Origin of the sequence: Pseudomonas sp. URIL14HWK12:I12, from assembly GCF_003097135.1 — a bacterium.
Classification (GTDB): Bacteria; Pseudomonadota; Gammaproteobacteria; order Pseudomonadales; family Pseudomonadaceae; genus Aquipseudomonas.
This window is the reverse complement of record NZ_QEQL01000001.1, coordinates 200,968-227,966: the sequence shown is the minus strand read 5'-3', so window position 1 is coordinate 227,966 and position 26,999 is coordinate 200,968. Positions and strand designations below refer to the sequence as shown.

General features: G+C 63.4%; 24 protein-coding genes. 16 read left to right on the top strand and 8 right to left on the bottom strand.

Translation table 11 applies throughout. The annotated features are described in order from the left end of the window. The first annotated feature begins 4 nt into the window (after positions 1-4). The 5 genes from F474_RS01015 (at position 5) to glpT (ending at position 5,528) form a co-directional block, all read left to right on the top strand. Positions 5-1,630: an NADP-dependent glyceraldehyde-3-phosphate dehydrogenase gene (locus F474_RS01015; RefSeq protein WP_097086564.1), complete on the top strand. Its 1,626-nt coding sequence runs from the start codon at positions 5-7 to the stop codon at positions 1,628-1,630. Next, positions 1,627-2,535: a hypothetical protein gene (locus tag F474_RS01010; protein WP_097086562.1), complete on the top strand. Its 909-nt coding sequence runs from the start codon at positions 1,627-1,629 to the stop codon at positions 2,533-2,535. The genes F474_RS01015 and F474_RS01010 overlap by 4 nt, the downstream gene beginning before the upstream one ends. Positions 2,536-2,588: 53 nt before the next feature. Beyond that, positions 2,589-3,644, top strand: a complete 1,056-nt coding sequence (locus tag F474_RS01005) for a lipopolysaccharide assembly protein LapB (protein ID WP_097086560.1) — start codon at positions 2,589-2,591, stop codon at positions 3,642-3,644. Positions 3,645-3,727: 83 nt separating this feature from the next. Next, positions 3,728-4,069, top strand: coding sequence for a YXWGXW repeat-containing protein (locus tag F474_RS01000; protein ID WP_097086558.1), 342 nt, complete (start codon positions 3,728-3,730; stop codon positions 4,067-4,069). Between the two features lie 124 nt (positions 4,070-4,193). Next, complete coding sequence (glpT, locus tag F474_RS00995; protein ID WP_097086556.1) at positions 4,194-5,528, top strand: glycerol-3-phosphate transporter; 1,335 nt, start codon at positions 4,194-4,196, stop codon at positions 5,526-5,528. Here glpT and F474_RS00990 read toward each other — a convergent pair. Further along, positions 5,501-6,106: a LysE family translocator gene (locus F474_RS00990; protein ID WP_097086554.1), complete on the bottom strand. Its 606-nt coding sequence runs from the start codon at positions 6,104-6,106 to the stop codon at positions 5,501-5,503. The genes glpT and F474_RS00990 overlap by 28 nt on opposite strands. Before the next feature lie 111 nt (positions 6,107-6,217). On the opposite strand from F474_RS00990, the gene F474_RS00985 reads away from it, so the two are divergent. Then, complete coding sequence (locus F474_RS00985) at positions 6,218-7,678, top strand: PLP-dependent aminotransferase family protein (protein ID WP_097086552.1); 1,461 nt, start codon at positions 6,218-6,220, stop codon at positions 7,676-7,678. An 86-nt stretch (positions 7,679-7,764) separates the two neighbouring features. Here the strand turns inward: F474_RS00985 and F474_RS00980 are convergent, their stop codons facing one another. From F474_RS00980 to rlmM, 4 genes are all read right to left on the bottom strand, one after another. Then, positions 7,765-9,711, bottom strand: coding sequence for a bifunctional diguanylate cyclase/phosphodiesterase (locus tag F474_RS00980; protein ID WP_256577797.1), 1,947 nt, complete (start codon positions 9,709-9,711; stop codon positions 7,765-7,767). A gap of 87 nt (positions 9,712-9,798) precedes the next feature. After that, the gene (pdxB, locus tag F474_RS00975; protein ID WP_097086550.1) at positions 9,799-10,947 is read right to left on the bottom strand and encodes a 4-phosphoerythronate dehydrogenase PdxB; all 1,149 of its coding nucleotides are present in this window, start codon (positions 10,945-10,947) and stop codon (positions 9,799-9,801) included. Positions 10,948-10,953: 6 nt separating this feature from the next. Beyond that, complete coding sequence (gene tusA, locus F474_RS00970; protein ID WP_097086549.1) at positions 10,954-11,196, bottom strand: sulfurtransferase TusA; 243 nt, start codon at positions 11,194-11,196, stop codon at positions 10,954-10,956. Between the two features lie 95 nt (positions 11,197-11,291). Continuing rightward, complete coding sequence (gene rlmM, locus F474_RS00965) at positions 11,292-12,344, bottom strand: 23S rRNA (cytidine(2498)-2'-O)-methyltransferase RlmM (RefSeq protein WP_097086547.1); 1,053 nt, start codon at positions 12,342-12,344, stop codon at positions 11,292-11,294. Between the two features lie 131 nt (positions 12,345-12,475). Between rlmM and acnA the strand changes: the two genes are divergently transcribed. Next, positions 12,476-15,214 (top strand): aconitate hydratase AcnA, encoded by a 2,739-nt coding sequence (gene acnA / locus F474_RS00960; RefSeq protein ID WP_097086544.1) that lies wholly within the window; start codon positions 12,476-12,478, stop codon positions 15,212-15,214. Positions 15,215-15,323: 109 nt separating this feature from the next. Continuing rightward, a complete protein-coding gene (locus F474_RS00955) occupies positions 15,324-16,667 on the top strand; it encodes an MFS transporter (protein WP_097086542.1) in 1,344 nt (447 codons plus the stop codon). Positions 16,668-16,751: 84 nt separating this feature from the next. Here the strand turns inward: F474_RS00955 and F474_RS00950 are convergent, their stop codons facing one another. After that, positions 16,752-17,552 carry an EAL domain-containing protein gene (locus F474_RS00950; protein ID WP_097086540.1) on the bottom strand — a complete coding sequence of 267 codons (801 nt, stop codon included), beginning with the start codon at positions 17,550-17,552 and terminating at the stop codon, positions 16,752-16,754. A gap of 114 nt (positions 17,553-17,666) precedes the next feature. Beyond that, positions 17,667-18,566, bottom strand: a complete 900-nt coding sequence (locus F474_RS00945; RefSeq protein WP_097086539.1) for a LysR family transcriptional regulator — start codon at positions 18,564-18,566, stop codon at positions 17,667-17,669. Between the two features lie 117 nt (positions 18,567-18,683). Between F474_RS00945 and F474_RS00940 the strand changes: the two genes are divergently transcribed. The 7 genes from F474_RS00940 (at position 18,684) to F474_RS00910 (ending at position 24,705) form a co-directional block, all read left to right on the top strand. Continuing rightward, positions 18,684-19,889: an aminotransferase class I/II-fold pyridoxal phosphate-dependent enzyme gene (locus tag F474_RS00940; RefSeq protein ID WP_097086537.1), complete on the top strand. Its 1,206-nt coding sequence runs from the start codon at positions 18,684-18,686 to the stop codon at positions 19,887-19,889. Positions 19,890-19,960: 71 nt separating this feature from the next. After that, positions 19,961-20,761, top strand: a complete 801-nt coding sequence (locus F474_RS00935; RefSeq protein WP_097086535.1) for a transporter substrate-binding domain-containing protein — start codon at positions 19,961-19,963, stop codon at positions 20,759-20,761. 45 nt (positions 20,762-20,806) lie between these two features. Then, complete coding sequence (locus F474_RS00930; RefSeq protein ID WP_097086533.1) at positions 20,807-21,508, top strand: amino acid ABC transporter permease; 702 nt, start codon at positions 20,807-20,809, stop codon at positions 21,506-21,508. A gap of 3 nt (positions 21,509-21,511) precedes the next feature. Further along, complete coding sequence (locus F474_RS00925; RefSeq protein WP_218191665.1) at positions 21,512-22,255, top strand: amino acid ABC transporter permease; 744 nt, start codon at positions 21,512-21,514, stop codon at positions 22,253-22,255. Continuing rightward, the gene (locus tag F474_RS00920) at positions 22,252-22,980 is read left to right on the top strand and encodes an amino acid ABC transporter ATP-binding protein (protein WP_097086530.1); all 729 of its coding nucleotides are present in this window, start codon (positions 22,252-22,254) and stop codon (positions 22,978-22,980) included. Before F474_RS00925 ends, F474_RS00920 begins: the two co-directional genes overlap by 4 nt. Then, on the top strand, positions 22,980-24,014 hold the full coding sequence (locus tag F474_RS00915) for an amidohydrolase (protein WP_097086528.1): 1,035 nt from the start codon (positions 22,980-22,982) through the stop codon (positions 24,012-24,014). The genes F474_RS00920 and F474_RS00915 overlap by 1 nt, the downstream gene beginning before the upstream one ends. Before the next feature lie 16 nt (positions 24,015-24,030). Next, positions 24,031-24,705 (top strand): RraA family protein, encoded by a 675-nt coding sequence (locus F474_RS00910; RefSeq protein WP_097086526.1) that lies wholly within the window; start codon positions 24,031-24,033, stop codon positions 24,703-24,705. Positions 24,706-24,720: 15 nt separating this feature from the next. Here the strand turns inward: F474_RS00910 and F474_RS00905 are convergent, their stop codons facing one another. After that, entirely contained in the window at positions 24,721-25,443 is a 723-nt protein-coding gene (locus F474_RS00905) for a ribonuclease (RefSeq protein ID WP_097086524.1), read from the bottom strand. Positions 25,444-25,648: 205 nt separating this feature from the next. On the opposite strand from F474_RS00905, the gene F474_RS00900 reads away from it, so the two are divergent. After that, complete coding sequence (locus F474_RS00900) at positions 25,649-26,920, top strand: DUF2254 domain-containing protein (RefSeq protein ID WP_097086522.1); 1,272 nt, start codon at positions 25,649-25,651, stop codon at positions 26,918-26,920. The last annotated feature ends 79 nt before the right edge of the window (positions 26,921-26,999 follow it).

The following is a 26,999-nucleotide window of genomic DNA, read 5'->3' as shown; positions in this document are numbered from 1 at the left end:
TGCCATGCCCGAAGCCCACAGCCTGCCGCGGCTCTTTCCGCAACCGGATGAAATCCCCCAGGCGTACCGCCTGGGGGCTGCGCAAGAGCAGCGCGAATACCTGGTCGACGGGCGCCTGGAGCAGTGGGCCGGCCCGCTCGCCGAAGTTCGCAGCCCTGTTTACCTGCACACCGCCGAGGGTGATCAACAGGTAGTGCTGGGCGCCACGCCACGCCTGGATGCCAACGCCGCCCTCAGTGCGATGGATGCCGCAGTGCGAGCCTATGACAAGGGCCGGGGCGTATGGCCAACCCTGAGGGTGGCCGAGCGCATCGGCTATGTAGAAGGGTTTCTGTCGCGCATGCGCCTGCAGCGCGAGGCAGTGGTCAACCTGCTGATGTGGGAGATCGGCAAGAACCTCAAGGATGCGCAGAAGGAATTCGACCGCACCTGCGACTACATCGTCGACACCATCAATGCCCTGAAGGACCTCGACCGCCGCTCCAGCCGCTTCGAGCTCGAACAGGGCACCCTCGGGCAGATCCGCCGCGTGCCATTGGGCGTGGCGCTGTGCATGGGCCCCTACAACTACCCCCTCAACGAAACCTTCACCACCTTGATCCCAGCGCTTATCATGGGCAATACCGTGGTGTTCAAGCCTGCCAAGTTCGGTGTGCTGCTGATCCGGCCGCTGCTCGAGGCCTTCCGCGACAGCTTCCCTGCCGGTGTGATCAACGTGATCTACGGCAGTGGCCGCGAGACGGTCACTGCACTGATGCAAAGCGGGCTGATCGACATCTTCGCCTTCATTGGCACGCACAAAGCCGCTGCCGAGCTCAAGAAGCTTCACCCAAAGCCCCACCGGCTGCGCTCGGCGCTTGGCCTGGATGCGAAGAACCCCGGGATCGTGCTGGCCGATGCCGACCTGCCCAACGCCGTGGAAGAAGCCGTGACCGGCGCGTTGTCATTTAATGGCCAGCGTTGCACCGCGCTAAAGATCCTGTTCGTTCACCGCAGCATCGCCCAGGCCTTCACCGAACAGTTCTGCGCACGGCTGGCCAGCCTCAAACCTGGCATGCCTTGGGAAGACGGCGTGCAACTGACGCCATTGCCCGAAGCTGGCAAGCCTGACTACCTCGCAAGCCTGGTGAGCGACGCGCTCGACAAGGGCGCGCACGTGGCCAACCCCGGCGGCGGTGCGGTACGCGCATCGTTCTTCTATCCAGCGGTGCTCTACCCGGTCGATGCGCGCATGCGCGTTTATCACGAAGAGCAGTTCGGGCCTGTGGTCCCCATCGTTCCGTTCGATGAAATCGACGAGGTGATCGATTACGTGCTGGAGTCGCAATACGGTCAGCAGCTCTCGCTGTTCGGCAAGGACCCTGCGTTGATCGGCCGGCTGGTAGACACCTTCGCCAACCAGGTTGGGCGCATCAACCTTAACGCCCAGTGCCAGCGCGGCCCGGACCAATACCCCTTCAACGGGCGCAAGGATTCAGCCGAAGGCACGCTGTCGGTACACGACGCACTACGTACCTTTTCGATCCGCACGCTGGTGGCTACCCGCTTCAACCCGGCCAACCAGCAGCTGGTCAGTGACATTCTTCATGAGCGCCGTTCCAGTTTCCTGACCACGGATTATCTGTTTTGAAAGCGCTGTGGTGGTGCCTGCTGGCAGTAGCACCTATGGCCCACGGGGCGACCTTCGAGCGTTTCGAGCCAGTGCCTGGGCGGGGTGATCTTGGTTTCTACATCAACCAGCCAGCGGCGCCGCGCGACGCAATCATCGCGTTTCACGGCCACCCCCGGGATGCGCGCCACACCTTCGACGCCGCGCAGGCAGCGGCGCCCCCCGGCACTCTGGTGCTGGCGCCGCTGTTTCAGGTATCGGCCGACCGCGCCGGCCGCTGCCAGAGCCGGGGTGAGCCCGAAGCCCAACGAGGCGACCTGCTCTGGACGTGCAGCAGCTGGCTCACCGGCGGGCCGGCCAGCAATGCCGGTGATATCACGGCCTTCGGCGCCATCGACCAGTTGGTGGCAGAAGTTCACCGGCGCTGGCCTCAGGTAAGCAGCGTAACCTTCGCCGGTTTCTCCGCCGGGGCACAATGGGTGCAGCACTATGCTGCATTCGCCGCCCCCGCCCCGCCAGGCATGCACGTGCGCTTCGTCGTTGCCTCGCCCGGCAGCTGGCTGTACCTGAGCGATCAACGGGCAGAGCCCCAGGCGGGTTGCACAGAGCAGGACCAGTGGAAATACGGCCTTGAGCAGTTACCCTCATGGCTCCCGGGCGACGCTGAGCAGGCGCGCCAGCGCTACCGCCATGCAGACATCACTTACCTGGTCGGGGAGCAGGACCAAGGCGATGCGCCCGCCGCCCACAATCGTATTCTGGATCGCAGCTGCGCCGCACAAGCCCAAGGCGACAGCCGGCTGGCCCGCGCCGCGGCCTTCACCCGTAACGCCGGTGCGCCACTGCTGGTGGTGCCCGGTTGTGCGCACGAGGTCAGTTGTGTCTTCCCTTCACCTCAGGGCCGCCAAGCGTTGAACCCGGGTTGAAGCCCCCTGCAGGCGGTCGTAAGCTGTCGCCCCCTCACTGTCACGGACCGGCCATGCCTAACGCCTTGCGCTATGCCTTACTCAGCCTGCTGGTGGTGCTGTGCGTAGCGGCCGGGGCCTGGTGGGCGCGGCCGGCCACAGCGCCGGCTCCCGTTACCGCGGCCCGGCACAGCTATTCCCAGGCCCTGAGTCAAGCCCACCAAGGCCAACCTGGCGCTGCTCGAGTGCTCTATCAGCAATTGGCGCGCACTGACTTGGCCCCGGATCGCCGCGCCCGCCTCTACGCAGAGTTGCCCCACTATCCCAGCGATCGCGCGCTGGCATTGGCCAAGGCCGACTTGCTCGAAGGCAACCTGCTGGTTCGCCATGCCGCGATCGATGCCGTGAGCGCATTGGCCGGTAGCCGCCGCGCCAAATGGCTGGGCCCGCTGCTCGACGACCCGCAGGCCGATGTACGCTACCACGCCGCACAGGAGATGATGGCCCTCGCCCCAGACGACCTGGGCGTGTATTTCGGCCCCTTGCAGGCGGTGCTGGACGACTACGTAAACACCCTCGAGCGCGAGCACGACCGCCCCCGCCCGCAAGCCCAGCTCGCCCGCATCTACCTGCACGACGGCGACTATGACCAGGCCATGGCGGCGATCGACCGGGTGCTGGCGCAGACCCCGGGCGACCTGGAAGCCGTGGTGATGAAAGCGCGCGTGCTCGACCTGCAAGGCCAGCCCGACAAGGCACGTGCGGTGCTCGCCGAGCCTCTGAAGCGCCAGCCCGACTCGGCCTACATGCAGCATGAATTGGGCCTTTGGCTGTTGGCGCACCATCAGGAAGAATATGCCCTGCTGGCCCTGAGCCGAGCCGTCGAGCTGGAGCCGGAAACCTCCGACTACCGCTACGACCTCGCCGTGGCGCTGCATGGGCTGGACCAGCAGGACGCCGCGCAGGGCCAGCTTGACGAACTGCTGCGCCGCGACCCGGCAAACCGCCGGGCACGCCTGACCCTGATCGACTATTGGAAACAAAGCGGGCAGTTACAGAATGTGCAGGTGCTGCTAGCTGAGCTCGAGCGGATGAACCCGGATGACCCGGCCCTGCAACAGGGCCTTTGACCGGGCTGAAGATTCGTTCAGTCGGCATACAGCAACAATGCGTTACAAAGAAATCGTCATCACCTGCCGACGAGGCTTGCCCCATGAAAATCCGTTTGATTGCCCTGGTCGTAGCGCTGGCCAGCGCCAGCGGTTGCGTGGTTCACGAAACCCCGCGCTATGCCTACCGCGAGCCACCGCGCCACGAGTACGTCGAGGAGGTGGTAGCGCCGCAGCCGCCGCCGCAAGAAGTGATTGAGGTCGAGCCGGCCCCCCGGCCAGGTTATGTATGGGCCCGAGGCTACTGGCGCTGGAACGGTAACCGCTACGTTGCGACTCACGGCCACTGGGAGCCGGTCCGCCCTGGCTATCGCTATGTGCACCCGTACTGGGAACAGCGCGGTGACGGTTGGCATTGGCACGTGGGTGCTTGGGTAAGCGGCTGACCGGCCGAGGCTGCGGGCCGGCCGGGCATGTCGCCTGGCCGACCGTAAGCGTCCGCTGAAGCGGGGCGGAGTTGTCATCGAATTGTAATAATCGACCGACAATTCTTAGAAACACGGAGTCTGAATGTTCGCCCTCTTCCGACCTGCCCCGCACCGCCCTCGCCTGCCCGACGATCAGATCGACCCCTTGTACCGGCGTTTGCGCTGGCAGATCTTCGCCGGGATCTTCATCGGTTACGCCGGTTATTACCTGCTGCGCAAGAACTTCTCGCTGGCCATCCCGTACCTGGTGGAGGAAGGCTACAGCCGCGCTGAGCTGGGGGTGGCACTGTCGGCGGTGGCCATCGCCTACGGCCTGTCGAAGTTCCTGATGGGGCTGGTCTCGGACCGGTCCAACCCGCGCTACTTTCTCAGCGCCGGGTTGCTGATGTCAGCGGCGGTGATGTTTCTGTTCGGCTTCGCGCCCTGGGCGACCTCCAGTGTGGCGGTGATGTTTGCGCTGCTGTTCATCAACGGCTGGGCGCAGGGCATGGGCTGGCCGCCCAGTGGCCGAACCATGGTGCACTGGTGGTCACAGAAGGAGCGCGGCTCGGTGGTGTCGGTGTGGAACGTGGCGCACAACGTCGGCGGTGGCCTGATCGGGCCGCTGTTCCTGCTGGGGCTGGCCTGGTTCAACGATTGGCACGCCGCGTTCTACGTGCCGGCTACCGTTGCCCTGGCCGTGGCCGGCTTCGCCTTTCTTACCATGCGTGACACCCCCCAATCGGTAGGCTTGCCGCCGGTGGAGGAGTATCGCAACGATTACCCCGACGGCTACCAACGCGAGCATGAGACCGAATTCAGCACCCGGCAGATCTTCATCGACCATGTGCTGCGCAACCGCATGCTCTGGTACATCGCCCTGGCCAACGTGTTCGTCTATCTGTTGCGCTACGGCGTGCTCGATTGGGCGCCGACCTACTTGAAAGAGGCCAAGGGCTATTCGGTGGATACCAGCTCCTGGGCGTATTTCTTCTATGAATGGGCCGGCATCCCCGGCACCCTGCTGTGTGGTTGGCTGTCGGACAAACTGTTCAAGGGCAACCGTGGCCTGACCGGTATCGTCTTCATGATCGGTGTCACCGTCGCCACGCTGGTGTACTGGCTCAACCCCAGCGGCCATCCGGCCGTCGACCTCGCGGCGCTGTTCACCATCGGCTTCCTGATCTACGGCCCGGTGATGTTGATCGGCCTGCAGGCGCTGGAGCTGGCGCCCAAGAAGGCCGCCGGTAGCGCTGCCGGGTTCACCGGCCTGTTCGGCTATCTGGGCGGCTCGGTGGCGGCCAGTGCGCTGATGGGCAAGGTCGTCGACCATTACGGCTGGAACGGCGGTTTCATCCTGCTGGTAGGCGGCTGTGTGCTGGCCATAGTGTTCATGTTGCCGACACTGCGTCAGGCGCCGCGCCACAGCTCCTCATAAAGCAGCCAGAACGCTGTGCCGGCCAGCAGCGCGGCCATGCACAGGTTGAACAGCATCAGCGCCCGCGGGTTGCCCAACCATACCCGCAGGCGCTCACCGCCCCACACCCAGGTCAACAGCGACGGTACGCCGATGCAGAACGCAGTGGCGGTGATGGTGAGTGCGCCCACCAACTTGCCGCCGCTGGGCATGAACAGCACGCCGGCATTGAGCACCATCAGCCAGGCCTTGGGGTTGACGCACTGGAACAACATGCCGCCGATGAAGCCGATCGGCTCGGCGATCGCCTTGCGCCCAGGCGCGCCTGCCCTGGCCAGCTTCAACGCAATCCACAACAAGTAAAGGCAGCCGGTCACCGCAAGAGGCTTGCGGATCGGGTCCATGACCCCGGCGGCGCCGGCCAGCAGCAAGGTGCCAATGAAAAACTGCGTGGCATTGCCTACCAGAATTCCGGACAGATGCGGCAGCGTACGGCGCACGCCGAAATTGGCGCCGGACGCTGTCAGCATGATGTTGTTCGGCCCGGGGGTGATGATCATCACCAGCAGGTAACTGAACAGCGCGATAAATTCGGTCATGGCACAGGCTCCTTGTCGATGGGGCTATCCTAACCAGCTGAAACAGATGGATACAGACTCAGAGAGGCTGTGTTTCAATGGTGACAGTTCCCCGCCAGCCGAGCCGCCGCCATGAGCACTTCCCTCACCCCTCGTACCCGCTACCAGGCCCTGGCCGATGAACTGGCGCAGGCCATCCATGCAGGTCGCCTGCCCGCAGGCAGCGGCTTGCCGTCGCTGCGCGAATGCGCCAGCCAGCGCCGGCTGAGCTTGAACACGGTGACGGCGGCCTACCGGCTTTTGGAAGACCAGGGGCTGATCGCGGCGCGGCCTCAGTCGGGCTTCTACGTGCGCAGCGTGCTGGCCGAGCCCAGCGCTTCGCTTCGCAGGCAACCCAGCCAGGTCAAGGGCAGCGCGCAGCAGCAGTTGCTGGCCGAAGTGATGGAGGCGCAGGCCCAACCCGGCATGCTGAACCTGGCCCTGGCTATTCCCAAGGGGCCGCGCTTCTACCCACAAGAACGGTTGGCCAAGGTCACTGCCCAGGTGTTGCGCCAGCAACCCGACTGGTTGAGCCGCTACGCTCTGCCCCCCGGCCCACTGGCCTTGCGCGAGCAGGTGCGCCTGCGCGCGCAGCGCCTGGGCATGGCACTGCGCGCCGAAGACATCGTCATCACCCATGGCGCCATGGAGGCGCTGCAACTGGCGCTGCGCGCCTGTACCCGCCCAGGCGACACGGTCGGCATCGAGGCCCCGGCCTACTTCAATATCTACGACCTGCTCTCAAGCCTTGGCCTCAAAGCGCTTGAACTGCCGACCCACCCCCGTCACGGCCTGGTGATGGATGAGCTGGAACAGGCCATGGCCCAAGGCCGTATCGATGCACTGGTGTGCATGCCCACCGTGCATAACCCGCTGGGGTGCAATATGCCCCTGAGCAGCCGGCAACGCCTTGCAGCCCTGGCGCAGCAGCATCAAGTGCCGGTGATCGAGGACATGGTCTATTCCGAGCTGCAGTACGCCGAGCCGCCTGCACCGGCGGCGCGTGCCTTCGACAGCGAAGGCTGGGTGCTGGTGTGTTCGAGCTTTTCCAAGGCCATCGCCCCGGACTACCGGCTGGGCTGGATCGACGCCGGCCGCTATGCCACGGCCGTGCGCCATCTGAAGTTCGCCTCCAGTGGCGGGGAGTCCGAACTGCTGTGCCAATCGCTGGCGGCGTTTCTCCAGAGCGGGCACTACGATCATCACCTTCGCAGCATTCGCAGGCTCTATGAACAACAGGTTGCCAGTGTGCGGGGGCTGATCGCGCGCTATTTCCCTGAAGGCACCCGGGCCACCCAACCGGAGGGCGGCTTCCTGCTTTGGCTCGAATTGCCGGCCGAGGTAGACAGCCTGGCGCTGTTTCGAGCCGCGCTCGCCGAAGCAGTGGTGATCATGCCGGGGCAGGTGTATTCGCAAGGCGCCCGGTACAAGCACTGCATCCGCCTGTCCTGCGCACAGGTGCTGGATGATCGTTATGTCAATGGCTTGAAAACGCTAGGGGCCCTTACCCACCGGGCGGTCGAATTGGCCGCTGGCCGAGACCGCCAACCCTAGGGCATGCGCTAAGCCGGTTCAGCGAGGCGTTGGAAGGCGAGCACGATGACGGTGAGCTCACTGCGGTTCGCAATGGCCAAAAACCCTCACTGGATCGCACAGATGGGTGTTTCCAGCCACTCCAACGTCTGTTGAGCGGGCATCGGCTTGGCGAAGTAATAACCTTGCACCAGCTTGGCCCCCAGGCTTTCCAGCGCGCTGAGCTCTTGCGCACTTTCCACCCCTTCGACGATGCAGTCCAGCTGCATGTCGGCGCTCAGTGCCAGCAGCGACTTAACGATTTTGAAGCTGGCCGGGTTGATGTGCATGTCGCTGACGAAGCTGCGATCTACCTTCAGTTTGGTCAATGCCAGCGCGTGCAACTGCGACAGGCTCGAATACCCAGTGCCGAAGTCGTCCAGGGAAATCCCGCAGCCCATGCCACGGAACATCGCGATGACCGCCTGCACCTGCTGCAGATCCTGCATCACGGCGGTTTCAGTGATTTCCAGGTCCAGACGAACGGGATCGAAACCGCTGGCGCGGATCACATCGATCAACACCTGTGCAGCCTTGGGCGAACCGCAATCGCGTGCAGAAAGGTTGAACGACAGCCGTACCTCGGCCGGCCACTGGCTAGCGGTTGCCAAGGCCTTGCGTAGCAGCGGAACGGTCAGCTGATTGATCATGCCGATGCGCTCGGCCACGGCGATGAACTGCCCCGGCGGCACGAAGCCCAAGTGCGGGCTGTGCCAGCGCGCCAGTGCTTCGAACGCTACGGTGCCCCGGCCGTCCAGCGCAATGATCGGCTGGAAGACCACCGCCAGTTCGGCATCAAGGTCGGCGCGTCGCAGGGCCTGTTCCGTGAGGATGTCGCGCTGCAGTTGCGACTGGTGCTGCTCGCTGAACACCGACACCTGCCCGCGCTGGCTGCGTTTGCTCTGGTAAAGCGCATAGTCTGCAAATTCGAAGGCCTGCTCGGCGTCGGTGGCACGGTCCGGAAAGGTAGCCACTCCCAGCGAAGCACCGATCTGCACCGGGACGTCAGTGAGGGTGATTGGTACCGCCAACACTTGGCAGATCAACTGGCCGAAAGCGAGCAACTGAGCATCACTCTCCACCTGCTCGATGATCAGGGCAAATTCATCGCCACCCAGTCGAGCCACCCGGGTGCGCCGATCGACCAGCGTGCTCAACCGCTCGCCTACCTGCACCAGCAGGCGGTCCCCGACGCTATGGCCGTACAGGTCGTTGATCGGCTTGAAACCATCCAGGTCGAGGATGCCCACGGCCAAGCGCGTCCCCTCGAGGCGGGCACGCGCCAGTGCTTGCTCCAAGGCAATGAAAAACTGCCGGCGATTGGGTAGCCCGGTGAGGCTGTCTTCGTGCGCCAGGCGCAGATTTTCGTCGCTGAGCTGTTCGCTACGTGCCTGTTCGGCAACCAGACGGGTAAAGGTGGTGTAGTGGTTATGCAGGATCACCAGCATCGCGATCGATACCAACAGGATATTGACCGCGCACGCCACTAGCACGGGGACGCCGGTGTTGATGAAGAAAAATACAAACGCCGTGTCTACTACAGCGGTGGTGATCAAGGCCGCTCGACGCAGATGCATCATTGAGAAAATGCAGCCAATCACCGTAATTGCCATGAAAAAGGCGACATGCACGCGGGCATAGTCATCGCCGTAGGGATACAGCGACAGGGCCCAGGCCGTGAAACCCACTGCCACTGGTATCGAGAGCACGCCGGTGCGCATCAGGGCACCGTGCACCTCGCGGTCGTCCGGCACAATCCCACGTCGGCGCCACCAGTAAAGGGTCCGCCAGATGCTCACGGCCGTGAGCACCGTCGGCATCGCCAATGTGAGCGCCGCGGGGGCTAGGTGGATGTGGGTGGCCACCAGAACCCAGGTGTTGACCACCAGGATGAAATACATCATCGGCAGCTGCCGGCCCAGAGCGGTGTATTGCGCGCGAAGCAGCCGCGGGTCATCCCGAGGAAGGTCCATCATTGCACGCAGGCGTTCACCCAACCCTTTGATCGACGCCATGTGCCCTCGTTGCACTGGAAGTTGTAGGAGCGCGCGTGAAAACGCGCCGTTCCTTACCGTGTCGGCACCTTCCAGTAAAACTGTAGGCTATGGATGCACGCAGCGTGCACCCAGCGCATCGATCACTTGGCGCAACGCGTCGCTGGGGCGTTCGACGTGAACATCCAGCCCCTCGACTTCACGGCGATACGGGTAGGCCTTGCGTAAATGGTCGAAACCGGCGCGTTGGGTTGCGTCATCAGGCACCAGGCTCCGGCGCAGGTCGGCATCGTCACGGCGCGGGTCGTAAATGGCCCGACACAGCGTGGCCAACGCCCACTGCGGGCTGCAGGTTGGGTGCAGGCGAACGCCCTGCAGCCACGGCTCAGGCAGCAGGTCGGAAAGCTTCACCGTTTCTTCGGCGCCCAGCCAGCGGCAAAAGGCCTGATAGATTTGCGCGGTGCCGCGCTGCTTGCCGTCAAGGCTGTGGCCGGCGATGTGCGGCGTTGCGATCAGGCAGCGCGCGGCCAGCTCTCGGTCGACGCTCGGTTCGTGCTCCCAGACATCGAGCACCGCCGACAGGTCCGGTCGCTCGGCCAGCACCTGCTTGAGCGCCAGGTTGCTGACCACTGGGCCCCGTGCCGCATTGATCAGCCAGCTACCGGGGCGCAATGCCCGTAAACGCTGGGCATCGAGCAAATGCCAGGTAGGGTGCTCACCGTCACGGCTCAGCGGGGTATGCAGGCTGATCACATCGCACTGCGCCAAGAGCGTGTCGAGGTCGACATACTCCCCACCCTCCGCCGCCTGGCGCACTGGGTCGCAGACCCGCACTTGCCAGCCCAGCGCGCGCAGCACGCTGGCCAGCCGCCCCCCCACTTGGCCCGCGCCCACTACCCCATAGGTGCGCGTAGCCAGCTCGCAGCCTTCACGCTCGGCCAGCACCAGCAGGCTACCCAGCACGTACTCGACCACACCCCGGGCATTGCAGCCTGGGGCGCTGGCCCAGGCAATACCGGCCTGCGCCAGCCAAGGCAGGTCAAGGTGGTCGGTGCCGATGGTGCAAGTGCCCACGAAGCGCACCGATGTGCCCTCGAGCAGCGCACGGTCGACCCGGGTGATCGAGCGCACGATCAGCGCATCGGCGCCCTGCAAATGCTCCCGGCGGATTTCACGGCCCGGCACGCGGCGGAGCTGGCCAAACCCTGCGAAGAATTCATGGGCCAGAGGAATGTTTTCGTCGACGACGATCAGCATGGCGTCTCAGGCCCCTTTGCGAATCCAGTAGAGGTAGGTGCCACCTTCGGCCTGCTGGCGCACCAGCTCGTGGCCCAGAAAGGTGCAGAATTTGGGAATGTCACGCTGTGTCGACGGGTCGGTGGCGATTACTTTGAGCACGCCGCTAGCGGGAAGGTCGCGGACTTTCTGGTGCAGCATCATCACCGGCTCTGGGCAGTTCAGGCCAGAGGCGTCGAGCAGGGCATCTTCTATAAGGTGTTCGGGCATGGGAGTATCCGAGGTTCGAGCGCGTTGCCCGGTGAGCAGGCCTCTCCAAGGCGCCAGAGAGGCGGAGGTTCCAGGTAACGCAGCAGGTCAGTCATTCAGTGGTCGAGCCGGCGCAGATGGCAGGTCACTTCCTCACGGTCATGGTACAGCTGCTTGCAGGCGATGCTCACCTTCACCTTGCGAGCCTTGAAACCTGCCTCGATGCGTTCGAGCAAACGCTTGACCTCGGCGTAGCGCTGCTTCATCGGCAGCTTCAGGTTCACCACTGCCTCGCGGCAGTAGCCCTCCCCCAACCAGGTTTCGAGCAGGGCGGCATTCCGCGCAGGCTTCTCGACGATATCGCAGACCATCCAGTCGACCGCAGGTTTAGGGACGTAAGTGAAGCCATCGGTCATCAGGTGGCGGACCAGCCCCGTGTCCATCAGGCTCTGGGCCATCGGGCCATTGTCGACGGCGGTGGTCAACATGCCGCGGCGCACCAGCTGGTAGGTCCAGCCGCCGGGTGCAGCGCCAAGGTCGACGGCGGTCATGTCGCCATGCAGGCGCTCGTCCCATTGCTGGCGAGGGATGAACTGGTGCCAGGCTTCTTCGAGCTTCAGGGTCGAACGGCTTGGGGCTTCGCGAGGGAACTTCAGCCGGGGAATGCCCATGGGCCACAGCGCCGAATTGTCGGCTTCGGCGATCCCGACGAAGACCTGCCGCCCGCTTTGCACGGTCAGCAACAGGCGGGGGCCGGTGCCCCCTTCGACCAGCCGGCCCGCCTGGGCCAGTGCCTTGCGCAAGGGCCCTTCGAACTTGCGGCAGAACGTAGCCAGGGCTTTGCCGTCATTGGTATCGGCCATTTCAAGCCACAGGCTGCTGCATACCGGGTAGTCGGCCAGCGCAGCCAGCAACACGCTGATGCGGTCGGTCTCCGGCAGCGTCACCCAACTACCCCGGGCCCACTGGCGCGCGAAGATCAGGCCGCTGAACGGCTGCTTCATCAATGTTGTGGCGCCTTGGGCGTCGTTGCAGACGAATTCGGCGCAGGCACTGTGCTGCCGGCCTTTGGCATAGCCGGCCACGCCAGCGTGCGCTGCCAGGTCACTGAGCTCGGCGCACACTTCGGCCTCAAACCCCGGCCGGCAATGCATAAACAACGTGTTCATGGAAAACCCTGAGACGCTAAAGGCGCGGATGATAAATGAATTCGGAACCGCTGGCGCGCCGGGGAAGTCCACTTTCAAAGACCAAACCCATCAAGGCCCGTGCCGTGCGGGCCGCGCAGGAGACTTTCGCGATGCCCTCCCACGATAGCCTGAACACTCTTCGCACCCTCGAAGCCGGCGGGCGTGAATACCACTATTACAGCCTGCCGGAAGCCGCCAAAAGCCTGGGTGACCTGCAGCGATTGCCGATGTCGCTCAAAGTGCTGCTGGAAAACCTGCTGCGTTTCGAGGACGGTACCAGCGTGACCCGTGATGACATCCAGGCCCTGGCCGGCTGGCTCAAAGAGCGGCGCTCTGATCGGGAGATCCAGTACCGCCCGGCGCGGGTACTCATGCAGGACTTCACCGGGGTGCCGGCCGTAGTCGACCTCGCGGCCATGCGCGCTGCGGTTGCCAGCGCAGGCGCCGACCCACAGAAGATCAACCCCCTCTCCCCGGTGGACCTGGTCATTGACCACTCGGTGATGGTCGACGCTTATGGAACGCCGCAAGCGTTCGAGGAAAACGTCGACATCGAGATGCAGCGTAACGGCGAGCGCTACGCGTTCCTGCGTTGGGGCCAAAGCGCTTTTGACAACTTCAGCGTCGTGCCGCCGGGCACGGGCATTTGCCACCAAGTCAATCTGGAATACCTGGGGCAGACTGTGTGGACCAAGGAAGAAGATGGCCGCACCTATGCTTTCCCTGACACGCTGGTAGGCACCGATTCGCACACCACCATGATCAATGGCCTGGGTGTGCTGGGTTGGGGGGTGGGCGGCATCGAGGCAGAGGCGGCCATGCTCGGCCAGCCCGTCTCCATGCTGATCCCCGAGGTGGTGGGTTTCAAACTCACGGGCAAGCTGCGTGAAGGGATCACCGCCACCGACCTGGTGCTGACAGTGACCCAGATGCTGCGCAAAAAAGGTGTAGTGGGAAAATTCGTCGAATTCTATGGCGACGGCCTGGCTGAGCTGCCGCTGGCCGATCGGGCCACGTTGGGCAACATGGCACCGGAGTATGGCGCCACCTGCGGGTTCTTCCCGGTCGACGACGTCACCCTGGATTACCTGCGCCTCTCCGGCCGCAGTGACGAAACCGTGCAGCGTGTAGAAGCCTACTGCAAAGCTCAGGGCCTGTGGCGGCTGCCCGGCCAGGAGCCGGTATTCAGCGCGCAGCTAGCGCTGGACATGGCGACGGTGGAGTCGAGCCTTGCCGGGCCCAAGCGCCCTCAGGATCGCGTGCCGCTGCCGCAAGTGGCCCAGGCTTTCAACGACTTCATGGGCCTGCAGCTCAAGCCGGCGAGCAAGGAAGAAGGCCGCCTGGAAAGCGAAGGTGGCGGCGGCGTGGCCGTGGGCAATGCTGCCCAGGCCGGCGAAGCCACCTACAGCTTGGCCGGGAAAAGCCATTCGCTGCGCAATGGCGCAGTGGTGATTGCTGCCATCACCAGTTGCACCAACACCTCCAACCCCAGCGTGATGATGGCCGCTGGGTTACTGGCCAAGAACGCGGTGGAGAAAGGCCTGGCGCGCAAGCCCTGGGTCAAGAGCTCCCTCGCCCCGGGCTCCAAGGTCGTGACTGATTATTTCGAGGCCGCGGGGCTGACGCCCTACCTGGACGAGCTGGGTTTCGACCTCGTCGGCTACGGCTGCACCACGTGCATCGGCAACTCCGGCCCACTGGACGCGCCTATTGAAAAAGCGATTCAGGAGGCCGACCTTACGGTAGCGTCGGTGCTGTCGGGCAACCGCAACTTCGAGGGCCGTGTGCATCCGCTGGTCAAGACCAACTGGCTCGCTTCCCCTCCCCTGGTGGTTGCATATGCGCTGGCTGGCAACGTGCAGGTGGATATCAGCAGCGAGCCACTGGGCGAAGGCAAGGACGGCAAGCCGGTGTATCTGCGCGACATCTGGCCAAGCCAGAAGGCTGTGGCCGAGGCAGTGGCCAAGGTCCAGACGTCCATGTTCAACCGGCAGTATGCCGATGTGTTCAAGGGCGACGCGCAGTGGCAGTCGATTGCAGTGCCACAAGCTGCCACCTATGAATGGCAGGCTGATTCGACTTATATCCAGCACCCTCCGTTTTTCGCCGACATCGCCGGCCCTCTGCCACCGGTGGTCGACATCAAAGGTGCCAACGCGCTGGCGGTACTGGGCGACTCGGTAACCACCGACCACATCTCGCCGGCCGGCAACATCAAGGCCGATAGCCCCGCCGGGCGCTATTTGCGCGAGCATGGCGTAGAGCCCAAGGACTTCAACTCCTACGGGTCGCGCCGTGGTAATCACGAAGTGATGATGCGCGGTACCTTCGCCAATATCCGCATCCGCAACGAGATGCTCGGTGGCGAGGAAGGCGGCAACACCGTGCACATTCCTTCGGGCGAGAAAATGGCCATCTACGACGCTGCGATGCGCTACCAGGAAGCGGGCACTGCGCTGGTGATCATTGCAGGCCTGGAATACGGCACCGGCTCAAGCCGCGATTGGGCGGCCAAGGGTACCAACCTGTTGGGGGTCAAGGCAGTGATCGCCGAGAGTTTCGAGCGCATTCACCGCTCCAACCTAGTGGGCATGGGTGTGCTGCCGTTGCAGTTTCTCTCCGAGCAAAGCCGCAAGAGCCTGAACCTCACTGGCCGCGAAACCTTCGACATCTGCGGCCTGGAGGGCCAGGAGCTCAAGCCTGGCATGCACCTTACCCTCGGGATTACCCGCACAAACGGGGAGCGCGAAGAGGTCGAGGTGCTGTGCCGGATCGATACACTCAATGAGGTGGAGTACTTCAAGGCAGGCGGTATCCTGCATTACGTGCTGCGACAACTGATTGCCTGATTTGTGCAGCCAAGGGCGTTTGTGACTATCTCAACGCCGCTTTTCCTACAGGCCATCATTAGCCCCCTACTGATAATCGGGTTTACCGTTCGATCAATAGGGGGCTTTCATGACGCAACATACCGAGCCGCACGTTCCACCGGCCACGCTGCGTAAGGTGATCGCCGCATCCGCCATCGGCAACTTCGTCGAATGGTTCGACTTCGCCGTGTACGGCTTTCTTGCCACGATCATTGCCAAGGCCTTCTTCGCCAGCGGCGATACCAGCGTCGCACTGCTGAAAACCTTCGCCGTGTTCGCCGTTGCCTTCGCCCTACGGCCGCTGGGCGGCGTATTCTTCGGCGCTCTCGGCGACCGAGTGGGCCGCAAACGGATCCTTTCCCTGACCATCCTGATGATGGCCGGCGCCACTACAGTGATCGGCCTGCTGCCCACCTACGAAAGCATCGGCCTGATGGCACCTGTGCTGCTGACCCTGACACGCTGCATCCAGGGTTTTTCAGCAGGCGGGGAATACGCCGGGGCCTGCGCCTACCTGATGGAGCATGCACCACGTCACAAACGGGCGTGGTACGGCAGCTTTGTGCCGGTATCGACATTCTCTGCATTCGCTTGCGCTGCCGTGCTTGCCTATACCCTGGACGCCACCCTGCCAGCCGAGGCCATGAACACTTGGGGCTGGCGCATTCCGTTCCTGGTGGCCGCGCCACTGGGCATCGTCGGCCTCTATCTGCGCTGGCGCATGGAGGAGACACCCGCGTTCCGTGAAGCCATGAGCGAAGCACCGGCGCACAGCCATTCGCCGCTCAAGCAGACCCTGCGTCACCATGGCGGCGCCATATGCCGGTTGGGTGCCTTCATCTCGCTGACGGCGTTGTCGTTCTACATGTTCACCACCTATTTCGCGACCTATCTGCAGGTGGTCGGGCACCTGACCCGCGCACAGGCATTGATGGTGTCGACTATTGCGCTGCTATTCGCGGCCGCCGCCTGCCCAATCGCCGGGGCGTTTTCGGACAAAGTCGGGCGGCGCAAGACGGTGGGCTTTACCTGCCTATGGGTGATGATCAGCGTGTTCCCGGCCTTCTGGCTGGCCAGCTCCGGCAGCGTGGGGGCGTCGGTTCTTGGCGTATTGCTGTTGGCAGTGGGCGCACTGCTGTGTGGTGTGGTCACCGCCGCGCTGCTGTCCGAAACGTTCCCAACCCGCACCCGCTACACGGCGTCGGCGATCACCTACAACCTGGCCTACACGATTTTCGGTGGCACGGCACCGCTGATGGCCACCTGGTTGATTGACCTTACCGGAAGTAACCTGGCACCGGCGTTCTACTTGGTCGTGATCGCGGTGCTGGCCATGGCCGGCGGCTTGGCCTTGCCGGAAACATCGCGTATTTCATTGCATGACGCAGGTGAGCTGGACGATGACCCGGTAGCACGGGCATTGCAGCCCTGAGGGATAAGGCGCGGAACCTGCCGACCTTGACCGGTTCCGGGGCTTGAGCCGCCTCGCAGCGGAGTTGAACGAGGCTCGGCCGGCTCAAAGAGACGGCTGGGCTTGCCCGAAGCGCTCGCCCAGAGGCAGCGCATCGATCATCGGCGGCGCGAACAGATAACCCTGCATCAGCTCGATCCCCAGCAGTGCCAGGGCGTCCCGCTCCTGGGGGGTTTCGATACCTTCGGCGATCAGGGTGATGCCCAGGCGTTGCGCCACCAGCACGATACCCGCGACGATGGCAGCCTTCACCGGGTCGGTGTCGATCTGGCGGGTCAGCGCCATGTCCAGTTTGAGTACATCGGGCTGGAATTCGGCCAGCAAGTTCAGGCCCGAATAGCCAGAGCCGAAATCGTCGATGGCCGTTGTGAAACCTTGGCGGCTGTACTCGTGGAAAATCGATTTGAGGTGGTCGGGATCATCCACCCGTTCACCCTCGGTGACCTCGAACATCAGCCGGTCGGCTGGAAAGCCAAACTGCCGGGTGGCTTCGAGCGTGGCACGGATACAGGTGCTGGCGCGATACACCGCATTGGGCAGAAAGTTGATGCTCAACCGGCAATCGTCGAGGTGTTGAAGGCCCAGCCGAGACGCCTGCTCGATGGCCTGAACCCGGCACCGCTGATCGAAGCGGTAGATGTTTTCCGACGTGACCTGGGCCAGCACCTGTGCGGCGCTTTCTCCATTGACGCCCCTAACAAGCGCCTCGTAGGCGTAGGGCTTGCCCGTTACTACATTCACGATGGGCTGGAAGGCCATCGTGATCTGGAAGCCAAGGTCTGCGGCGGAACGGCACTGATTGCAACCGATCGCCTCAAAGGGCTTGGGAAATACGGTATGGCTCATGAGGCCTCCCAAGTGAACTGGCAATATGCCACCTTGCCGAGGATTGTCGATTCACGCAAGCGCAAAAAAACCAAAAAGCGAAGTATGCCCGCCCCGGCCTGCCCGTTGGCCAGCTCAGTGCATGATAGTCCGGTTGAAGTCACACCGCTGCCGGGCTATTTCCACGATGTCAGCAATGAAAGGATCACCTTCGACCTCCCGATAAAGGGCACGATAATCCAGCGGTGGCAGTACCGGCGTCACCTGGAGCACCGCCAGCTTCCGGCGGTCGATCATCTGCTGCAAGGTGCCCCGAGGCAGGTAGGAGGTGGCCAGGCCGCTGACCACCATGCCGATCTGGGCAAGCAGGTTATTGCAGAAGACCGAGCGGCTGATGTCTACCCCATGCTCGCGGAACCAGTGGCCATAGGCCCGGCCCATGCCCGATTGGCTGCTTTGCAATGCCAGGGTACGCTCGGCCAGGCGGGCCAGTGGCAGTTCGCCGGCGTCCCCGACCAGGCCAGGGGCACACATCCACGCGTTTTCCACTGCGCCAAGCCACTGGCTGGCGAAGCGGTGGGCGCCGAAGGTGTCGGGCACGATGATCAGATCGATCGAATGGCTTTCCAAACGGGCGAACAATACCGGGCTGGTATCGACTTCGGGCACGATTTCCACTTTCGGGTAGTGCTCGCCGATGCCCTGCACCAGGCCAGGCAGCCAGGTCAGCGCAGTCAGCTCGGTGACCCCCAGGCGCAGCTTTCGCTGCAACGTGGCGGGGCTTTCAAGGGTTTGCAACAGCACATCTCGCTGGGCGAGCAAGGGCTCGGCCAAACGTGCAACCTGCTCGCCCAGCGGGGTCAACAGTGCGCGCCGACCGCTTCGGTCGAACAAGGGCTGGCCATAGCGCGCCTCGAGGTCCTGAATGCGCTTGGAGACCGCCGACTGCGTAGTATTCAACTGGTCTGCCGCTGCTTCGAAACTGCGCAGCCGGGCCACCCAATAGACGGCTTCGACCTGCTTGATAGTGATCATTGCCGCCCTCTTTCATGCCTTTATGCGATGGATAAAAGCGAAAAAATATCGTTATTTTTCCAGAAATACGAGGATTAATCTCACGGTCATCTTCCCTCCTCCTTGCAAGGGCCTGACATGACCTACCCCCTCTCCGCCCGCCTCGATCGCTTCAGCCCGTCGGCCAGTGTCGCGGCCAAGGCCCGTGTCACCGAGCTGCAGGCCCAGGGCCTGAACGTGCTTGATTTCACGGCGGGCGAGCCGGACCTGGACAGCCCCGAGCGGGTGGTGCAGGCCGCCCATGCTGCCGCACTCGCGGGGCACACCCGCTACACCGCCACTACCGGCACGCCGTCCTTCAAGCAGGCTGTGCAGCGTAAGTTTCGCCGTGACAACGGCCTGGAGTTCGGGCTGGACGAAATCATCGTCGGCGCCGGTGCCAAGCAGCTGATCTACACGGCATTCGGCTGTACGGTCGACGACGGTGATGAAGTGATCATTCCAGCACCCTACTGGGTGTCGTACCCGGACGTGGTCAAGCTCAATGGCGGCGTGGCCGTAACCGTGCCATGCCCGGATACCCAAGGCTTCAAGATCACCGCCGCGCAATTGGAGGCGGCCATCACGCCTCGGACCAAATGGCTGGTGCTCAACACGCCGAACAACCCCAGCGGCGCCATCTACAGCCAGAGCGAATTGCAGGCGCTGTGCGAGGTGCTGCTGCGCCATGAGCACGTGTGGCTGATGACCGACGAAATTTACGAGCACTTCAACTATCTGGGCCAACCACTGGCGGCGCCGGCCGCCCTGGCGCCGGCGCTCAAAGGGCGCACGCTGGTAATCAACGGCGTGTCGAAGGCCTACGCCATGACCGGCTGGCGCATCGGTTTCGCAGGTGGCCCGGCTGCTTTGATCAAAGCCATGGACAAGCTGATGTCGCAAAGCGTGGGGGGCGCCTCCGGCATCAACCAGGCGGCCGCCACCGCCGCACTCGATGAGGGCGCAGCGTTTGTCGAACAAGCCGCCGCGCTGTTCGCTCAGCGACGCGAACTGATCCAGACACGCCTGAACCAAGTGCCTGGCTTGCACTGCCAGCCTATCGAAGGGGCATTCTATGCGTTCCCCAACTGCGCAGGCCTGCTGGGCAAGCGCACGCCCCAAGGCCAGGTGCTCGAAACGGATCTGGACGTGCGCACTTACTTGCTCGAAGCCGCGCAGGTCGCTGTGCTGCACGGTGAGGCCTACGGGCTCTCGCCGTACCTGCGCCTGTCATTTGCCACCTCCACCGAGGTGATCGAAGAAGGCTGCCGGCGAATAGAGGCTGCTTGCCAGGCCCTGATGTAAAGCGACGCTATAACAACAATCCGAACGTACGCCTTAATTCCTGCCGCCAACGCACCATCAGAGAACTGACTATGAAACGGGCACTTATCGCTGCATTGGGCCTGCTGGCCTGCTCCACCGCAATGGCCGATGCGCTTGAGGACGTCAAGGCACGTGGCACCCTGCGCTGTGCCACGCTTACCGACAGTGTGCCGCTGGGCTACCAAGACCCTGCCACCCGGGAAATCGTCGGCCTGGACGTGGACGTGTGCAAGGCACTGGCCCAGCACTTGGGGGTCAAGCCTGAGCTGCAGGGTATCTCGGTGAGCGCGCGCATCCCCACTCTGGTCTCTGGCCGCGCTGACGTGGTCGCTGCGGCGCTGGGCTACACCAAGGAACGGGCGCAACAGATCAACTTCTCGGCCGCCTACTATCAGGTGCCAATCAAGATTCTCGTCAAAGACCCGGCCATCAAAACCTTCGACGACCTGAAGGGCAAGCGCATCAGCGCGATCAAAAGCTCTACCCCGGAGCTGTATTCACGACAGCAGTTGCCCGACTCCACCATCGTGGCATTCGAGGACGCACCGTCTGCCTTCATGGCCCTGCAGCAGGGCAAAACCCAAGGCATGGCCATGACCGAACCTGCTGCCATTCGCTTCCACGCCCGCTCTCAGAACATGCACTTTCTCGGTCAGGCGCTGCATTTCGAGCCCAACTGCCTGGGTATCAAGAAAGGTGAAGAAGCCCTCACCCAGGCCGTCGACAAAGCCCTCCAAGACATGGAAAGCAGCGGTGAGCTGCAAACGCTGTGGGACAAATGGTATGGCCCTGATACCGAGTTCCAGCTGGCGCGCGAGAAAAAGCTGACGCCGCTCTCCGACTTCCAGTGACCGCGCCCGGGCTGCTGCTCGTGGCAGCCCGATTGGAGGTAGACCATGTCGATTTTTCACGGCTTCGCTTCCCTGCTGCAGGGCAGCTACCTGCAGCTGTTTCTTGGCGGCATTGCCGTCACCCTCCAACTGTTCGTGATGTGTGCGGTGCTGGGCTTCACCCTGGCCTGCCTGTTGATGGGCATTCGCCTGCTGCCGTTGCGCGCCGCGGGCTGGATAGTGGACGGCTTTGTCGAGTACCACCGTAACGTGCCCAGCCTGGTGCAGTTGTTCGTGTGGTACTTCGGTGTGCCGCAGCTGCTGCCGGCGGCCGCTCAGGACTGGATCAACGCCCAAGGCGGGGAAATGGTCTTTGCAGTGATCGCCCTGACCCTCAATGCTGCCGCCTATACCAGCGAAGACCTGCGCAGTGGCTTGCGCTCACTGCCTGGCGGGCAGCGAGAGGCCGCGACGGCGCTGGGTATGAACTACCGGCAGACCTTGCGCAAGATCCTCATTCCCCAGGCGGTGCGCGCCGCCGCGCCGTCGCTGGTGAACCAGGCCCTGGCCCTGTTCAAGTCCACCGCACTGGCGATGGCGATCGGCACCAGTGAAATGATGTACATCACCCGCCAGATCGAGGGCGAAACCTACATGACCTTCCAGAGCTTTGCCGTGGCTAGCCTGTTCTACCTGGCCGGTTCCTGGACCTTGATGAGCGTCGGCGGCCTATGGCAGCGGCGCATCCATCTGCGCGCAGCGAGGTGAATGATGCTCGAAATTCTTCATGACTACGGCGTGATGCTGCTGGTAGGCCAATACCCCCAGGGCCCGCTGGGCGGGCTGGCCCTGACGCTGCTCCTGGCGGTTGCAAGCCTGGTGCTGGCCTTCCCACTGGCAGTGGCGATCGGCCTTGCACGTACCTCCAACGTGGCGCCGATCCGGGGCCTGGCTACCGGCTACACCTTCCTGGTGCGCTCGATCCCGCTGGTGCTGCTGATTTTCTGGGCCTATTTCGTGATCCCGCTGATCACCGGGGTGAACATCTCCGGCAGCGTGACCATGGTCGTGGCCTTGGTGGTGTACGAAGGTGCGTTTCTTGGCGAGGCGGTGCGGGCTGGGATCAATGCCATCCCCAAGGGCCAAACCGAGGCGGCCCGCGCCATCGGCATGAGCTACAGCCAGGCGATGCGCAAGGTCGTGCTGCCGCAGGCACTGTTCAACATGCTCCCTAGCATCCTCAACCAGTTCATCCTGATTACCAAGAACACCTCGCTGGCCTACCTGATCGGTACTCAGGAGCTGACCTTCGCCGCCTACCAGGTGAACAACCAACTGCTGACCCAGCCCTTTCAGGTGTACCTGCTGCTGGCCGGCTTCTACTTCGTGCTGTGTTTCTCACTCAGCCGCCTGGCCAGGTGGCTGGAAAGCGCCATTGGGCGCAAGCGCGCCGGTGCACCGCGCACCGGTATCGACACCGATGGCCATACCGTCTTGGCAGGGCAAAGCAAATGATCGCATTCAAGGGTGTCAACAAATGGTACGGCGCGTATCGCGCGCTTAATGAAGTGAACGAAACGGTCGCCGCCGGAGAGGTGGTAGTGGTGTGCGGGCCGTCCGGCTCGGGCAAGTCCACGCTGATCCGCACCGTCAACCGCCTGGAGGAGATCCAGGGCGGCAGCATCGAGGTCGCTGGCCACGACATGCACGCTAAAGGCAACGACCTCAATGCGCTGCGCAGCCGAATCGGCTTCGTGTTCCAGAACTTCAACCTCTTCCCGCACATGAGCGTGCTGGACAACGTGATGATCGGCCCCTTGACCGTGCTAAAGCGCGACAAGGCACAGGCCCGGGCCGCTGCCCTGGCGCTGTTGGCCAAAGTCGGCCTGGCGCAGAAGGCGCAGTCGATGCCGGCGCAGCTCTCCGGGGGCCAGCAGCAACGCGTGGCCATCGCCCGCGCGCTGGCGATGGAACCACCGGTGATGCTGTTCGATGAGCCGACCAGCGCGCTGGACCCCGAGATGGTCGGCGAAGTATTGCAGGTGATGAAGGCGCTCGCAGCGGAAGGCATGACCATGATCTGTGTGACCCACGAAATGGGGTTTGCTCGCGATGTGGCCGACCGCATCTGGTTCATGGACGCAGGCCAGGTTCTGGAGCGGGCCGAACCCGAAGCGTTTTTCAACGCACCGCAGCATCCGCGGGCGGCCAAATTCATCTCCGACATCCGGGCCCACTGATGAACGCCGCCTCTCCCCATATCCCGGTGCGCCAGGCCTGGCTGGCACAGGTGCAAGAGCCGGCGCTGGAGCCGGCGTTGCCGGTGATCGATGCCCACCACCACCTCTGGGACCGGCCTGGCTTGCGTTACCTGCAGGACGAATACCAGGCCGACATCGACGCGGCCGGCCATAACGTGGTGGCCACGGTCTACGCTCAGTGCCGCTCGATGTTCGACCCCGCAGCTGAGCCTGCCTTCGCCCCTGTCGGGGAAGTGCAGTTCGCCGCCGGTGTAGCAGCGTGCAGTGCTAGCGGCCTGTATGGCCCGACCCGGATGAACGCCGCCATCATTGCCGGTGCTGACCTGCGCCTGGGCGAGGCGGTGCTGCCAGTGCTCGAAGTCATGCACGAGCGTGCCGGGGCGCGCCTGCGCGGGGTGCGTAACACCACTGCCTGGCACCCAGACCCGCGGTTGGTGACCAACTCCCGGCCTGCACCGGCCGGCGTGCTGAGCGAGGCGGCCTTCTTGCGCGGCGCCGCGTGCCTGGCGCGCTTGGAGCTGGTGCTGGATATCTGGGCCTACCACACCCAGCTTGACGAAGTGACCGCCCTGGCCGAGCGCCTTCCCGATCAGCCGATCGTGATCGACCATGTGGGCGGGCCGCTGGGCGCCGGGCCCTATCAAGGCCACCGCGACGAAGTATTTGTCGAATGGGCCTCTGCCATCACGCGCCTGGCCCGTTACCCGAACGTGCACCTGAAGCTGGGCGGCCTGGGTATGAGCGTTTCCGGCTTCGATCTGCACCTGCAGCCGCAGCCACCCTCTTCCATACAACTGGCCGAATTATGGCGGCCGTACATCCTGCACTGCATCGAATGTTTCGGCCCGCAGCGCTGCCTGTTCGAGAGTAACTTTCCGGTGGACAAGGGCATGTACGGCTACGGCGTGCTGTGGAACACCTTCAAACGCCTTACACAAAGTTTCAGCGCTCACGAGCGCGCCAGCCTGTTCAGCCAGACGGCGGCCAAGCTGTATCGCATTGCACTTCCTTGACCTGAGAGAACCGACCATGACCCTAGGCTTCAGAGTGTTGCAACGTACCCGCCAGGCGAGTGCAGACCATGTCGCACGCTTTCGCGAACTGCCGGTGGCCAACATCAGCGACTCGATGTCCCGCATGACAGCTGCCGGCGCGGCGCTGCGCCCTATGCACCGTGCTGGCGTGCTCGCGGGCCCGGCATTGACGGTGAAATGCCGCCCGGGAGACAACCTGATGCTGCACTACGCACTGGACCTCGCAGAGCCGGGCGATGTGCTGGTGGTGGACGCCGGCGGCGACCTGACCAACGCGCTGATCGGCGAGCTGATGACCCGCTACGCCGAATACAAGGGCCTAGGCGGTTTCGTCATCAACGGTGCGATTCGCGATTCGCGCACTATCTCCGAACGGGACCTGCCGGTTTACGCCGCCGGCATCACCCACCGCGGCCCCTACAAGGATGGCCCGGGAGAGATCAACGTTCCCGTGGCCATCAGCGGCATGGTGATTGAGCCCGGCGACCTGGTCATCGGTGATGAGGACGGGCTGCTATGCGTGCCCTTTGCCGAGCTGGAAACGGTCTACGCCAAGGCGAAGGCCAAATCCGATGCCGAACATCAGCAACTTGCCGAGATCGCCGAAGGGCGCAACGCCCGGGCCTGGGTGCTGGAAGCCCTGAGAGCCCGGCAGTGCACACTGCCCTGAGCTGTGCAGCCTCCCTCACACAGCATTGCCACGTGGAACCCAGGTGTCCTGCTCAGTGCATTGCACGCCGATTTGCAGGCTCTTCGTGGGCAGGTATGGGTTGCCTTGCTGATCGATCAGGTAAAACACTTCGTGCAGGTATTGCTTGCCTGCCGGGTCTCGGTAGCAGCGAAACGCGGTGTTGGCTGGAAACACGTCCCGGATCTTCGAAAAGGGCGTGGCCTGGCCGATCATGCTTTCGAACGCCTTGGGGTCTTTGAGCACCACTACTTGACTTCTCAAATCCACCAGTGCCTGGAAATACCCAACCATGGTTTTGCCAGAACAGGTGCCATGTTTGCGCCATTCGTGTTTGAACATCCCCTCCGGGTCACGGGTCACGATACCGCGCAGCGGGGCATCGGCAAGCACCTGCTTGAGTTGCGTCTCATCCATGTCACAGACCCCTTTATTATCGCACGATGAAGAATCGACACAGTTCTGCGGATGGCGGTTAGTGAACTGATAGGTGCTGTTGGCGTAAGGCCAGATGCCATGGCTCAGCAGGCGCTGCGGCACCTGATCGCACCCTGCAGTGGTTGGGGACATCAGGCAGAAGGTGGGCTGCCACGTGACTGAGTAAACCCAAAAGTCGACATCGGTGCTTTTGTCCCATGTCTGCTCGTTGGCATCCAAGGCAAGCGCCGGGGCCGAGCTGGTTAGCACTAGCAGGCAAAAAACAATCGATGGCAGTCGCATGGTTTCACTTCCTGTAGAGGCACGCCACGCCTGTGGCAACGGCCCCAGTCAAGCAAGTCCGACGCGCGTACGCCACTGGTAACCTTGTCAGGTTCGCAAAGCCCACTTGGATGCGGTAACGATCCGTGCGCCTGGCAGTCCATCACAGTCATGGCCTGGCCAGCGGGCAACCGCTGGGGCAGTCACAACATTCAAGGAGTTGAAAATGGTCGCGCGTTGGAAATGGCTGCTGGGCAGGATGGCAAAACGTCTGTGGTTCAGAGCGACGCTATTTTCGTTGCTGGGTGCCGCCACAGCCTTGCTGGCGGCGCTTTTCAAGGAATACATTCCGCCATCGGTGTCGTCGCTGGTAGGGGCTGATGCGGTAGACAATATCCTTGGGATCATCGCCTCCAGCATGCTGGCGGTCACCACCTTCTCGCTCAGCACCATGGTCAGTGCCTACAGCGCTGCCAGCAGTGGCGTGACCCCGCGCGCAACTACCCTGGTGATGGAAGACCCCACCACCCAGAATGCCCTGGCTACTTTCATTGGCTCTTTCCTGTTCAGCCTGGTCGGCATCATCGCCCTGACGGCAGGTGTCTACGGCACTCAGGGCCGCGTGTTGCTGTTCGGTGTCACCTTGCTGGTGGTCGCGCTGATCGTCTCCACATTGTTGCGCTGGATCGATCACCTCTCAAAGCTCGGCCGTGTGGGGGAAACCATCGACCGGGTCGAAGCCGCTACCCTCGCAGCGCTGAAGGCTCGTGCGCAATGGCCCTGCCTGGGGGCGCAAGCGCTACCCGCCGAATTGCCCGCTGGCCTGGTGGCAGTGCCTGCGAGGCACATCGGGTACATCCAGCACCTGGACGTCCGAGCGCTCGCGCATCTGGCCGATGAGCACGACCTCGACCTCTATGTGAGCGCCCTGCCCGGCCACTTCGTGGTCAGTGGGGAGCCTCTGATGCAAGTTGCCGCCGGCCCGGGCGGTGAATGCTCCGAGGCGGTTTTCGAAAAGCTGGCGGCGGCGTTCACCATCGACCTGCGCCGCACCTTCGAGCATGACCCTCGCTTTGGCTTGGCCGTCCTTTCGGAAATCGCTTCGCGGGCGTTGTCACAAGCGATCAACGACCCTGGCACCGCCATCGATGTGATTGGCCGAGGCGTACGCACGCTGGCCTGCTGGCTCGAACCCCAGGGCCAGGTGATGCCAACGATCAGCGAGCGGGTGTTCGTGCCGCCGCTTTCAACCGATGACCTGTTCAGCGACTTTTTCGCGCCAATCGCTCGAGACGGTGTAGCGCAGGTGGAAGTAGGCGTTCGTTTACTCAAGGCCCTTGCCAGCCTCAAGCGCCTGGAGCCTGCGCTGGCGCCCCTGGCGCATCAGTACGCGAGCCGCCACTTGGCCCAAGCGCGGCATGTGCAAATGCTTGGGCAGGATATCGAGGCGCTCGCTGGGCTGGCGCGCGAGCTGGGGTTGGCCGAAGGGCGCGGGTGAAAGCGGTGTGAGGCCGCCTGCTTAAGCCTCGCCTGTGTACTCAACCATCGCCTTCAGCCGCTTGCGCGCAACCGCAGCG

Coding starts and splice junctions, on each gene's coding strand:
- F474_RS01015 (WP_097086564.1), top strand. CDS start 5: ATGCCCGAAGCCCACAGCCTGCCGCGGCTCTTTCCGCAACCGGATGAA.
- F474_RS01005 (WP_097086560.1), top strand. CDS start 2,589: ATGCCTAACGCCTTGCGCTATGCCTTACTCAGCCTGCTGGTGGTGCTG.
- F474_RS01000 (WP_097086558.1), top strand. CDS start 3,728: ATGAAAATCCGTTTGATTGCCCTGGTCGTAGCGCTGGCCAGCGCCAGC.
- glpT (WP_097086556.1), top strand. CDS start 4,194: ATGTTCGCCCTCTTCCGACCTGCCCCGCACCGCCCTCGCCTGCCCGAC.
- F474_RS00990 (WP_097086554.1), bottom strand. CDS start 6,106: ATGACCGAATTTATCGCGCTGTTCAGTTACCTGCTGGTGATGATCATC.
- F474_RS00985 (WP_097086552.1), top strand. CDS start 6,218: ATGAGCACTTCCCTCACCCCTCGTACCCGCTACCAGGCCCTGGCCGAT.
- F474_RS00980 (WP_256577797.1), bottom strand. CDS start 9,711: ATGGCGTCGATCAAAGGGTTGGGTGAACGCCTGCGTGCAATGATGGAC.
- pdxB (WP_097086550.1), bottom strand. CDS start 10,947: ATGCTGATCGTCGTCGACGAAAACATTCCTCTGGCCCATGAATTCTTC.
- tusA (WP_097086549.1), bottom strand. CDS start 11,196: ATGCCCGAACACCTTATAGAAGATGCCCTGCTCGACGCCTCTGGCCTG.
- rlmM (WP_097086547.1), bottom strand. CDS start 12,344: ATGAACACGTTGTTTATGCATTGCCGGCCGGGGTTTGAGGCCGAAGTG.
- acnA (WP_097086544.1), top strand. CDS start 12,476: ATGCCCTCCCACGATAGCCTGAACACTCTTCGCACCCTCGAAGCCGGC.
- F474_RS00955 (WP_097086542.1), top strand. CDS start 15,324: ATGACGCAACATACCGAGCCGCACGTTCCACCGGCCACGCTGCGTAAG.
- F474_RS00950 (WP_097086540.1), bottom strand. CDS start 17,552: ATGAGCCATACCGTATTTCCCAAGCCCTTTGAGGCGATCGGTTGCAAT.
- F474_RS00945 (WP_097086539.1), bottom strand. CDS start 18,566: ATGATCACTATCAAGCAGGTCGAAGCCGTCTATTGGGTGGCCCGGCTG.
- F474_RS00940 (WP_097086537.1), top strand. CDS start 18,684: ATGACCTACCCCCTCTCCGCCCGCCTCGATCGCTTCAGCCCGTCGGCC.
- F474_RS00935 (WP_097086535.1), top strand. CDS start 19,961: ATGAAACGGGCACTTATCGCTGCATTGGGCCTGCTGGCCTGCTCCACC.
- F474_RS00930 (WP_097086533.1), top strand. CDS start 20,807: ATGTCGATTTTTCACGGCTTCGCTTCCCTGCTGCAGGGCAGCTACCTG.
- F474_RS00925 (WP_218191665.1), top strand. CDS start 21,512: ATGCTCGAAATTCTTCATGACTACGGCGTGATGCTGCTGGTAGGCCAA.
- F474_RS00920 (WP_097086530.1), top strand. CDS start 22,252: ATGATCGCATTCAAGGGTGTCAACAAATGGTACGGCGCGTATCGCGCG.
- F474_RS00915 (WP_097086528.1), top strand. CDS start 22,980: ATGAACGCCGCCTCTCCCCATATCCCGGTGCGCCAGGCCTGGCTGGCA.
- F474_RS00910 (WP_097086526.1), top strand. CDS start 24,031: ATGACCCTAGGCTTCAGAGTGTTGCAACGTACCCGCCAGGCGAGTGCA.
- F474_RS00905 (WP_097086524.1), bottom strand. CDS start 25,443: ATGCGACTGCCATCGATTGTTTTTTGCCTGCTAGTGCTAACCAGCTCG.
- F474_RS00900 (WP_097086522.1), top strand. CDS start 25,649: ATGGTCGCGCGTTGGAAATGGCTGCTGGGCAGGATGGCAAAACGTCTG.